Source organism: Mucilaginibacter sp. (genome assembly GCF_028288105.1).
In the GTDB taxonomy this organism is placed as follows: Bacteria; Bacteroidota; Bacteroidia; order Sphingobacteriales; family Sphingobacteriaceae; genus Mucilaginibacter.
In genome coordinates this window covers 1-9808 of sequence record NZ_JAQBOI010000326.1, presented here as the reverse complement: position 1 = coordinate 9808, position 9808 = coordinate 1, and the positions used below count along the sequence as shown (strand labels likewise).

At 40.5% G+C, this 9808-nt stretch carries 13 protein-coding genes; 8 read left to right on the top strand and 5 right to left on the bottom strand.

The features are described 5' to 3' along the window. The first annotated feature begins 208 nt into the window (after positions 1-208). The 3 genes from JWQ85_RS21570 to JWQ85_RS21560 all read left to right on the top strand — a co-directional run bounded on the left by JWQ85_RS21570 (position 209) and on the right by JWQ85_RS21560 (position 2783). A complete protein-coding gene (locus JWQ85_RS21570; RefSeq protein WP_299471700.1) occupies positions 209-1267 on the top strand; it encodes an alpha/beta hydrolase in 1059 nt (352 codons plus the stop codon). 169 nt (positions 1268-1436) lie between these two features. Beyond that, positions 1437-1871, top strand: a complete 435-nt coding sequence (locus JWQ85_RS21565; protein ID WP_299471698.1) for an organic hydroperoxide resistance protein — start codon at positions 1437-1439, stop codon at positions 1869-1871. A gap of 150 nt (positions 1872-2021) precedes the next feature. Beyond that, the gene (locus JWQ85_RS21560) at positions 2022-2783 is read left to right on the top strand and encodes an alpha/beta hydrolase (protein WP_299471696.1); all 762 of its coding nucleotides are present in this window, start codon (positions 2022-2024) and stop codon (positions 2781-2783) included. Between the two features lie 311 nt (positions 2784-3094). Here the strand turns inward: JWQ85_RS21560 and JWQ85_RS21555 are convergent, their stop codons facing one another. The 5 genes from JWQ85_RS21555 to JWQ85_RS21535 all read right to left on the bottom strand — a co-directional run bounded on the left by JWQ85_RS21555 (position 3095) and on the right by JWQ85_RS21535 (position 6195). Further along, positions 3095-3553, bottom strand: a complete 459-nt coding sequence (locus tag JWQ85_RS21555; protein ID WP_299471695.1) for a hypothetical protein — start codon at positions 3551-3553, stop codon at positions 3095-3097. Between the two features lie 19 nt (positions 3554-3572). After that, a complete protein-coding gene (locus JWQ85_RS21550) occupies positions 3573-4520 on the bottom strand; it encodes a heme-binding domain-containing protein (RefSeq protein ID WP_299471693.1) in 948 nt (315 codons plus the stop codon). Positions 4521-4712: 192 nt separating this feature from the next. Then, the gene (locus tag JWQ85_RS21545; protein WP_299471691.1) at positions 4713-5159 is read right to left on the bottom strand and encodes a protein-disulfide reductase DsbD N-terminal domain-containing protein; all 447 of its coding nucleotides are present in this window, start codon (positions 5157-5159) and stop codon (positions 4713-4715) included. Positions 5160-5170: 11 nt separating this feature from the next. After that, positions 5171-5371 carry a hypothetical protein gene (locus JWQ85_RS21540; protein ID WP_299471689.1) on the bottom strand — a complete coding sequence of 67 codons (201 nt, stop codon included), beginning with the start codon at positions 5369-5371 and terminating at the stop codon, positions 5171-5173. Positions 5372-5397: 26 nt separating this feature from the next. Next, positions 5398-6195 carry a thioredoxin family protein gene (locus tag JWQ85_RS21535; RefSeq protein WP_299471687.1) on the bottom strand — a complete coding sequence of 266 codons (798 nt, stop codon included), beginning with the start codon at positions 6193-6195 and terminating at the stop codon, positions 5398-5400. 315 nt (positions 6196-6510) lie between these two features. Here JWQ85_RS21535 and JWQ85_RS21530 point away from each other — a divergent pair, with 315 nt between their 5' ends. The 5 genes from JWQ85_RS21530 (at position 6511) to JWQ85_RS21510 (ending at position 9712) form a co-directional block, all read left to right on the top strand. After that, positions 6511-7530 (top strand): sensor histidine kinase, encoded by a 1020-nt coding sequence (locus tag JWQ85_RS21530; RefSeq protein WP_299471685.1) that lies wholly within the window; start codon positions 6511-6513, stop codon positions 7528-7530. Further along, positions 7511-8272, top strand: coding sequence for a LytTR family DNA-binding domain-containing protein (locus JWQ85_RS21525; RefSeq protein WP_299471682.1), 762 nt, complete (start codon positions 7511-7513; stop codon positions 8270-8272). Before JWQ85_RS21530 ends, JWQ85_RS21525 begins: the two co-directional genes overlap by 20 nt. A 5-nt stretch (positions 8273-8277) precedes the next feature. Next, positions 8278-8856, top strand: coding sequence for a Crp/Fnr family transcriptional regulator (locus tag JWQ85_RS21520; protein ID WP_299471680.1), 579 nt, complete (start codon positions 8278-8280; stop codon positions 8854-8856). Positions 8857-8949: 93 nt separating this feature from the next. Further along, the gene (locus tag JWQ85_RS21515; RefSeq protein WP_299471678.1) at positions 8950-9486 is read left to right on the top strand and encodes a YceI family protein; all 537 of its coding nucleotides are present in this window, start codon (positions 8950-8952) and stop codon (positions 9484-9486) included. A gap of 10 nt (positions 9487-9496) precedes the next feature. After that, on the top strand, positions 9497-9712 hold the full coding sequence (locus tag JWQ85_RS21510; protein ID WP_256540892.1) for a 4-oxalocrotonate tautomerase family protein: 216 nt from the start codon (positions 9497-9499) through the stop codon (positions 9710-9712). Positions 9713-9808: the final 96 nt, after the last annotated feature.

The following is a 9808-nucleotide window of genomic DNA, read 5'->3' as shown; positions in this document are numbered from 1 at the left end:
GAGGTAAATAAAGGCGGTCACTTTGCACAATGGGAAGAACCACAGCTATTTGCTGAAGAGCTTCGTGCAGCTTTCAAAACATTACGATAAATATTAAAAACGGCGCACATATTATGTGCGTCGTTTTTGCATGTCAACCGCTGCAATACTGATCTAAAAATCAAAGAAAGATACCCAACAAACAACCCTATATATAATAAATACAAACATGTCTGAAGAACTTAAATTTGATCGCCGCCGTTTTATAAGCACCGCGGCCATCGCCATTACCGCTGGCCCGCTTGCTATGACGGGTTCAGCTAATGCACAAACCGTTAAGACCCAAGCAGCAGGTAATAACTTAATCAAAAGCGGAACAAACACATCATTCGGTACCATTAAACAAATTAATGCCGGCCTACTAAATGTTGGCTATGCTGAAGCAGGCCCTGCCAATGGCCCCGCTGTGATTCTTTTGCATGGCTGGCCATATGATATTCACAGCTTTGTAGATGTTGCCCCCTTATTGGCTGCAGAAGGTTACAGGGTTATTGTTCCGTATTTGCGCGGGCATGGTACAACCACTTTTCTTTCGGCCGGCACATTCAGAAACGGCCAGCAGGCAGCAGTTGCCGAAGATATTATCGCATTAATGGATGCACTAAAAATACAAAAGGCTATCCTTGCCGGTTATGATTGGGGCGCACGCACAGCCTGCGTTATCGCTGCGCTTTGGCCCGAGCGTTGCAAAGGCATTGTTTCGGTGAATGGCTATCTTATTAACAACCTGGAGCGCAACAAACAGCCATTGCCCCCGATTGCCGAACGCGGATGGTGGTACCAGTATTACTTTGCCACAGAACGCGGCCGTGCAGGCTATGAAGCTAACCGACACGATTTTAATAAGCTCATCTGGCAAACCGTTTCCCCTAAATGGGACTTTGATGATGCCACCTTCGACCGTACAGCAGCAGCATTTAACAACCCGGACCACGTTAATATTGTGATACACAATTACCGCTGGAGGTTAAGCATTGCTAAAGGCGAGTCGAGATACGATGCGCTGGAAAAAAGACTTGCCGAAGGCCCGGTTATTACTGTGCCTGCAATTACGCTTGATGGCGATTCGGATGGTGTTGCCCCTGCTACAGACGGCACATCTTATGCAAAAAAATTCTCGGAAAAACGCACGCATCGTATTATCAAAGGTTCCGGGCACAATCTGCCTCAGGAGGCTCCAAAGGCCTTTGCCGATGCTGTTATAGAAGTTGATGGCTACGCTAAGTAATACAGGGAACTGAACGCGATTAACCGGAAATAATTCAGATTTAAAAATGACCAGTTCAACATCAATTTAGTCCACTTAACCTATTTGGTGATAGGCCACAGCCCGGTATGAGGGTATCTTTGACCTATCAATTCAAACAATTAAAAACAAAAACATAAAATTTAAAACAATGGAAACTACAACAAACACCCCCCAAACCGTAAAAGCCTTATACACAGCCAAAACTCACACAACAGGTGGCCGTGAAGGCGCATCACGTACTTCAGATGGCCGTCTTGACATTAAGCTTTCATCTCCGGGCACATCAGGTACCGGTACCAATCCAGAGCAATTATTCGCAGCTGGCTGGTCAGCATGTTTCATAGGCGCAATGGGCATTGCAGCGGCCAAAATGAAGATCGCTCTTCCGGCCGACCGCGCTATTGATGCTGAAATAGATTTATGTAACGTAGATGGAGAATATTTCCTTCAGGCACGCCTTAACATTAGCCTGCCAGGTATAGACCGCGAAGTAGCCCAGGCCCTTGCAGAAGCTGCTCACCAAACCTGTCCGTACTCTAAAGCAACAAGAGGCAATATCAATGTAGAGCTAAATATTATCTAATAAATGCCTTCACAGAAATAGCCCGCCGATAAATACGAGCGGGCATTTTTGTTCAATAACATATTTTATCAATCACTTCTTATTGAGATATAATACGATCACACGGTTAACAAACCTTAATAAAAACAAAAAACTTAACAACATTCCACAATGAGAACTTTAAAAATTCTATCATTTTTTATCCTGGCGTTGCTGGGATCAGCAAACATATATGCACAGGCACCTTCTGCCGCAAAACCAACTATTATTTTTGTACATGGTGTATGGGCCGATGGTTCGGGCTGGACAGATCAGATCAGCGCCTTACAAGCAGAAGGATATAACGTACTATCCGTACAAAACCCCTTAACCTCGCTGGCCGACGATGTTGCCGCTACTAAAAGGGCAATAGAGCAAGCGCCGGGGAATGTTATATTAGTTGGACACTCGTGGGGTGGTTTTGTAATTACACAAGCCGGTAACGACCCTAAAGTAACAGCACTGGTATACATTGCAGCCTTTGCGCCTGATGCCGGGGAAACTATCCCTACCTTATCTGCCAATGCACCGGCGACAACACTATCCAAGTATTTAGTGCCCACAGGCGGCTTTTTATATCTATCTAAAGATGGCGTAAAAGATGTTTTTGCCCAGGACCTAAACGCAAAACAACAAGGCTTGATCTTCGCTACACAAAAACCCGCTTCTCAATCTATTTTTGGTGATAAAAGCGAAGCCCCTGCATGGAAACAAAAACCCAGCTGGTTTATTGTTACAAAAAATGACAGGGCTATAAACCCCGACTTACAACGTTTTATGGCCAAACGAATCAATGCTAAAACCACAGAAATTGAATCGAGCCATGTGGTTATGTTCTCTCACCCTAAAGAAGTATTAGCCGTTATTGAAGCAGCAGCAACTTCTAAAAAGTAAACGCCGAACAAGGATCAATTTCAAAGCAAAGGAGGAAAGAATTGTCAATTCTTTCCTCCTTTTGTTGTTAGTAGTGATTCCTCCTGATACAATATTACCGGTATGCATAACATACGTTCGGTGCGTCAATATTGATAGCTCTGACGCTATTCAAAAGCTCTGGTTAATATTATATTGGCCGGGTAATGACAATATCCAGTAGGGTAAAACACCCTCTTTCTTTACTTTAATCAAGCATCAACCCAAAAACTAAAGCACAAAAAAAGCAAGTGATTAACTTGCTTTTAATACCCGGATTTTTTAACATTCAATCACGGAAACACAGATGCTTGCTGACTAAGAATAAACTTTATTCGTGCCGATCTATCTTCGGCTTTAGCAGTGTTTGGCCCGTAATGTTGAATAGCATACACTGGAATTACGTTTGCCCCCTGTAGTACGGTATTTATGGTTTCTACCTGCTGTAATGCGCCATTAATTCTGCTTCCGTACCAAAACTCATGGGCTTGCTGCTTAAATGTAACCTGCTTAAAAACTTCGCCTGTTACGTGCTCGCCGTTTCCTTTTATGCTATAATTTAAAGCAGCTTCGTTACCATACAGGATTGACATAGTACCTGCCTTTTCGTTTACATAGCTGGTAATTACCTTTAAACCGCTATCGTTAAATTCAAACTCTCTGAGAGTAACTTTTTTACTATCATTTGTGCAACCACTTAACGCAATAATTGCCAGGGATGCTCCTAATAGGTGCAGAATATAAGTTTTCATATATGTTATGTTTAGCTGATTAATTTTTAGTGGACAGATCAAATACAAATCCCGTTTTTTTTACCACCTGGTGGCAGGCAATACATTTCTTAAAGCTTAATATTGTACCATAGGGTTTCAATTTAGGGGTATCAAACCTTGCAAATCCCCACCCCTCGGTATCTTTATATTTATCGTTATCCCTTATCATGTATTGGATATTTACAAATTTCCCCGGGTGTACATTGCCCTCACTGTCTTCCCGTTTTTCCCAAACTACTTTTGCTATTACAGAACCGTTTGGCCATGGGTTAATGTTCTTGCTCTTTATAGCCTGGTAAGCTATAGGGTTTGCATACATAATGCGCATTGTACCATTATCAAAACGCGATGTGGTGCTCATAACTTGCCAGTTACGGTATTCGGGCATATATGTTATACCATTGGCAGAAACATGCAGGGTATCGGCGGCAACTTGTTGCTTTTGCCATTGAAGCCGCTGAATTATTGTTTCATGCGCTATAGCAGTATCATTGATATGGCTTACTTTTAAAGTGTTGAGGTAATCTTTCAGAATGGAAATATCTGCTTTTGAAACCTTTGCTTCCGGGTGTATAGCTGTATAAGATCTGAGGGGCATCTTACCCGCATTAACCATGTTGTAAATTTCCCAAAGGGTTGCTTTTTTATCAACCGGCGATAGCTTATCCCATTCTGAAAAGTTAAACCGTTTTCTGGCTTCGGTAACGTCATGGGCCACTATAGAAGATACTACAGGTAATTTATCAAACCAGCTCAGGTTGGTTTTGTTAGAATGGCAACTGAAGCAGGCACGCTCAAATATTTGCTTTACCTGCAATGGCACCTCAACTTCGCCGGTAACAGGCGGGTTAGTTACAATACTGGAATTTACAGATACAATTACTATGGCAGTTAAGGCTATTGTAATAAATGCGGCAATGGTTTTTTTTCGTGTAGTGAGTTTCATTTTACCTGGTTTTTATATAAAAATATCCCCGCAGGCACCTGTTTAAAAGAATCATTTAGTTGAATTAGACAAAACAAAGCCTGAACCGGACAAAATCAAACACATGGGATTGCCTTGTTGCATATAAAATCAATAAAAAAAGAGGAACCATGACAGCTCCCCTTTGTGTTTTACTTCTTAACTAATAATTCCTTAACTAACAGGAATTGAAAAATCTATTGTTTGTGGCGGAAGGCATTGTTTATCGCTGCAGATCATAAATTCAACGGTCCCTTTAACAATTGTTCCTCCACCAGTCAGTTTTATCTTTTGCTGAAATATTACTTCCTTTTCAAAGTAGTTAACATTACTGCCAAAAACTTTTTCAAACTTGGTGAGCGGTTTTGGCTCAGCAACCTTCCCTTTTAAACTGAACGATTTGTCAGCGGCAAAAGCGAAGGTTGTTTTTAAAGGCCCACCTTCTGGTAGCTTTTGCGCATAGATATGCCAGCCATCGCCCATAGTTGCCTTGATCAAAACAGTAGCTTCTGTTGCCGAAGTTTTTTTGGCCGCGTAACTCCATTTAACGGGTTTTAAAATTTGACTGCTGGCTGATAGACTAAAAAGCAGCCCTGCAGCAAATGCGAATATTGTTTTCATGATATTTGTTGTTAAGATTTGATTGTATGATCTGTTGACAAAAAATCTTCATCTATCAGATCGTTATTTTTCTTCTTCTTTTTGATGGTGCTGATCATTCCGCAGCTTTGCGGATTGCTTTCAACAACAGCACTGGTAGCAAATGACATAGATAGCATTGAAACTAAGCCTATAAGTAGTCTGCTTTGCCCGTATTTACTAAACTTGTTCATGATTTCCTTTATTAATATGGTGGATATTATTTTTTTGCATTAGCGTTAACGCCCAGGTCAGCTTTGGCAGCTCCTAAAATTTCACCATTGCTTTGATCCTGTATCAACCCCAATACTTCCCAATTTTGGGTATCAAACCCTTTTGGTAATTCAACTATGCTGCTACCCTCACCGGTGGCACTTAAAGGCTCATTTTGTACTTTACGAACAATCTGCACATGCGATAGTGTATTACCTGCATTTTCGCCGCGTTCCACTTTACTTTGAGCATTTTTTTGCACTACGGCAATCAATAAATTACTACCTTTTACAATATTGCTTGCCTGGTAATGTACCTTAAGCCCGCCGCCATCCGGCTGTGCATGAAGTACCAGGTTTACATTTGCCTTGGTTGATAACTGGTCTGATATGGCATTACGAATAGCAGCCTCGTTTGATCCTACAAACTCGGCTTTGCCATTTACAATAAGCTGCGGCGTATAAATTTGTGATAAATTAAACCAGCGCCCGTATTGCTCTTGTCTTTTTGAATACTCGGCGTTGCTGAATACATCTTTCCAACCCAATCTGTCCCAATAATCAACATGGTAAGCCAATAAATAAATGTCTTTGCCTTGGGCCTCTTTCTGTATTTTGGCCAGTAACTCGTCGGCTGGTGGACAGCTCGAGCAACCTTCTGATGTAAATAGCTCTAATACTGCAAAGCCTTTCCCACTAATTTTCGCGGTGTCTTTTTTAGTTGATCCGTTATTTTGCCCACAAGCGGCAAGCCCTAATATGGTCATAAAGCAAGCTGATAGTCCTAAAGATTTTATAGTTTTCATGTTTCTTTTTTTATTTGTTAGTCAAATTTACCTTGAAAACGGCCGATCAATTAGCTAAAAATGGCCCAGGCGGACATACTATAGCAGGAGGTGGACAAATTAAGAGTTGAACCGGAACGGCCTCAAACCCATCCATTATAGAGAAGATTTTAGAGATCAGAATATGAAAATGGCTCAAATGCCTGCCTCAGCTTTAATATTGTCCGGTTCACGTATTATATATGGTGTAGCATTCTTTTCATACCATAAATTAGTAACAGCACCGGGTTTTGATAGGCTATCATTATTTGAATGCTATATTTGATTACACATGCTATGAAAAAGAAAACATTTAAGATCTCGAATAAAATAATTTGGTTAAGCTCTCTGTTTCTGGGTGCACTTATGTCTGTCCCCAAAATTGCCGAGCGGCATTTTAATCCTTATGAAGCACTTGTAGATTCGACCGTAACATTTTTATTCGCGCTTTTTATATGGTATTATAATATCAAAACACTCCCTGCATTTTCATCGCGCGATGCTGCCAATGGTTTTTCCACCACACGCTTAGTTAAAGGCTTGGTTTTAGGAATAGTAGTGATGTTTATTTTAGCCTGCATTCAGCAGTATTTGCTATCGCACATTAATTTTGGCCCGGTAATGCTGATGTTCGAGGTAAGGGGTATCCTGGTGAACGTTATGTTTTACATGTTTGTACACCTGGTGTACCAAAGTTCCCAAAATCAGCAGGTAGGTATTGAGCTGGAACGTACCAAAGCCGCCAACCTGGGCGCGCAATACGAACTGCTTAAACAACAGGTAAACCCACATTTTTTATTTAACAGCTTAAACACCTTAAAATATATGGTGGAAAGCAATGATGCCCACAGCGTAGATTTTATTTTAAAACTGTCGGATTTTTACCGGTTCACGCTTGAAAGCCGGAAAATGGACCTGATCAAACTTTCTGAAGAGTTGGAAATATTGGATGCTTATATATTTTTGTTAAAAGCCCGCTTTGAGGAGGGCATCGATCTTTCTATTAATATTGATAGGGATCAGTATCAATCTTTTATACCGCCTTTTACGCTACAACTTTTAATTGAAAATTGCATCAAACACAACATCGTATCTTTAGATCGTCCGCTGCAAATTAAGCTCTATTCAGAAGTCGATTCCATTGTGGTTGAAAATCATCTGCAACTGAAAAGAACCCCCGAAGCGTCTACCGGACTGGGCCTTGAAAACATTAATCAGCGTTATACACACTTTTTAGATAAAAAAGTCGAAATTCAGCTCGGAGAAACATCGTTCAGAATAAAGCTTCCTATCATACATGAAAATCGTAATAATTGAAGACGAGATCAAAGCAGCAAAGTCGCTGGCCAACCTTATTACTAAAATAAGGCCGACAGCAAAAATCACGGCACAGTTACAAAGCATTGAAAGCGCCGTTAACTATCTCTCTGAAAATGAAGAACCTGATCTTATTTTTATGGATATTCAACTTTCCGATGGATTAAGCTTTGAGATCTTTAAGTCGGTTAAAATTCATTGCCCTATTGTATTTTGCACCGCATATGGCGAATACACAATGGATGCTATTAAGGCTAATGGTATTGACTATATATTAAAACCTTTTTCAGAAAAAGAACTAAATGATGCCTTTGAAAAGGTTGACAACTTTAAAAACTTTTTCCAGCAAAACACACAGCCCGATCTGGATGAGCTATTAAAAAAGCTGGGGCCCGATGAGGGAAAAAAAAGCTTCCTGGTTTTTAAGAACAATAAATACACTACTGTACAAACAGACCAGATCGCCTTTATTTATATCCGGAATGACTCGTCTACTATCATGACCTTTCAACAGCAGGAGTATTCACTTGCTCAATCGCTTGATCAGGTACAAAGCATGCTCTCTTCCAAGCAATTTTTCAGGCTAAACCGGCAATATCTCATTAATTTTAGTGCCGTTAAAGAAGTAGAGCATTATTTTGACAGGAAACTATTTGTCACGCTCACTATCCCAAGTCCCGATAAACTGTTAATTGGAAAAGAAAAAACCAGCAATTTTTTAAATTGGCTCGAAAACAGGTAGCAACAATGGATGCTAAAGAAATACTAAAACAGCATATCGCCAAAACAGCCACCCTAACCGATGAGCAGTTTGATTATCTTTTTTCGCATTTCAAAGCTCAATCTTACAAAAAAGGGCAGGTAGTAATTAGCGAGGGCGATAAAGTAGACAACGAATACTTTGTTATCTCGGGCTGCCTAAAAGCCTTTTTCATTAACGATGAGATTAAAATGTACATTCTGCAATTTGCCATGCCCACCTGGTGGACATCTGATTATGGCGCTTTGTACAACCATACCAGGGCTACCATCAGTATAGATTGTATCACCGATGCCGAGGTGCTTTGCCTCTCCAATCATGATCGTGAAAAAATATGTAACGAGCTGCACCAGGCCGAACACTTTTTTCGCTGGCGAACAAACCGGGGATACCTGGCTTCACAAAAAAGGCTGTTATCGTTTATGAATAACGATACCAAAGCCCGTTATGAAGAGCTGCTATCCTTATATCCCCAGCTTTATAACCTGGTTCCTAAACACCTCATAGCCGCTTATCTGGGCGTTTCCAGGGAAACATTAAGCAGGCTTTATCACGCTCATAAATAATCTTTGCAGAATGTGATATACATCACGTAGGCACCTCCGGTTTCCTGCCGACATTTGTTTTATCAAATCATTAACGATTGATAACATAAAGAAATGGAAACTAAAAATTTTAAAGTTGCAACTACAAAAAGCAACATCGATTGGACCGGCAAAAAAGTGACCGGCGCGCATAATGGTACTATCTCCATTAAAACAGGCACACTTGTTCTTGATAACGGCAAGCTCTTCGGCGGAAATTTTATCATCGACACTACCTCTATTAAAATTCTGGATATTACAGACCAGGCTACTAACGATCAGTTTGCAGGCCACCTGTTCTCTGAAGATTTTTTCGCTGCAGACAGCTTTCCTGAAGCACTATTTACTATTACTAATGCCAATAGCATCGACGATAGCAAATACGTAATTAGTGGTGATTTAACCATCAAAGGCATCACCCATCCCGTTAGCTTCCTTGCAGATGTGGTGATAACAGATGATGTAATTACCTCATCAGGCAAAATAGTGGTAGACCGTACCAAATACAACATGAAGTTTCGTTCTGGTAACTTTTTTACAAACCTGGGCGATACACTCATTTATAATGAGTTTGAACTTGATGTGAAATTAACCGCAGAATCCACTTTTTAATTTAAAAGCCATGCCATACGTAAAAATTGAAGTAACCCGCGAAGGTGTTACCCGCGAACAAAAACAAACCCTTATTGCAGGAGTAACCAAACTGATCACCGAAGTATTGGATAAAGACCCAAAACTAACCCATGTAGTTATACAGGAAATTGAACTGGATGACTGGGGTTATGCAGGCGAACAGGTATCTGTACTCCGCGAAAAAGGGATAACAGCTAAAAGATAATTTAAATGACAATTCTTAAAAAAAGATCATGAAACAACAAACAATTATAGTAACCGGCGCATCAACAGGTATTGGTAAAGCTATTGCCGGTTTATT

Excerpts from the sequence above, each read along its gene's own strand:
- JWQ85_RS21570 (WP_299471700.1), top strand. The coding sequence starts at position 209 with ATGTCTGAAGAACTTAAATTTGATCGCCGCCGTTTTATAAGCACCGCG.
- JWQ85_RS21540 (WP_299471689.1), bottom strand. The coding sequence starts at position 5,371 with ATGAACAAGTTTAGTAAATACGGGCAAAGCAGACTACTTATAGGCTTA.
- JWQ85_RS21555 (WP_299471695.1), bottom strand. The coding sequence starts at position 3,553 with ATGAAAACTTATATTCTGCACCTATTAGGAGCATCCCTGGCAATTATT.
- JWQ85_RS21535 (WP_299471687.1), bottom strand. The coding sequence starts at position 6,195 with ATGAAAACTATAAAATCTTTAGGACTATCAGCTTGCTTTATGACCATA.
- JWQ85_RS21520 (WP_299471680.1), top strand. The coding sequence starts at position 8,278 with ATGGATGCTAAAGAAATACTAAAACAGCATATCGCCAAAACAGCCACC.
- JWQ85_RS21525 (WP_299471682.1), top strand. The coding sequence starts at position 7,511 with ATGAAAATCGTAATAATTGAAGACGAGATCAAAGCAGCAAAGTCGCTG.
- JWQ85_RS21510 (WP_256540892.1), top strand. The coding sequence starts at position 9,497 with ATGCCATACGTAAAAATTGAAGTAACCCGCGAAGGTGTTACCCGCGAA.
- JWQ85_RS21530 (WP_299471685.1), top strand. The coding sequence starts at position 6,511 with ATGAAAAAGAAAACATTTAAGATCTCGAATAAAATAATTTGGTTAAGC.
- JWQ85_RS21550 (WP_299471693.1), bottom strand. The coding sequence starts at position 4,520 with ATGAAACTCACTACACGAAAAAAAACCATTGCCGCATTTATTACAATA.
- JWQ85_RS21515 (WP_299471678.1), top strand. The coding sequence starts at position 8,950 with ATGGAAACTAAAAATTTTAAAGTTGCAACTACAAAAAGCAACATCGAT.
- JWQ85_RS21560 (WP_299471696.1), top strand. The coding sequence starts at position 2,022 with ATGAGAACTTTAAAAATTCTATCATTTTTTATCCTGGCGTTGCTGGGA.
- JWQ85_RS21565 (WP_299471698.1), top strand. The coding sequence starts at position 1,437 with ATGGAAACTACAACAAACACCCCCCAAACCGTAAAAGCCTTATACACA.
- JWQ85_RS21545 (WP_299471691.1), bottom strand. The coding sequence starts at position 5,159 with ATGAAAACAATATTCGCATTTGCTGCAGGGCTGCTTTTTAGTCTATCA.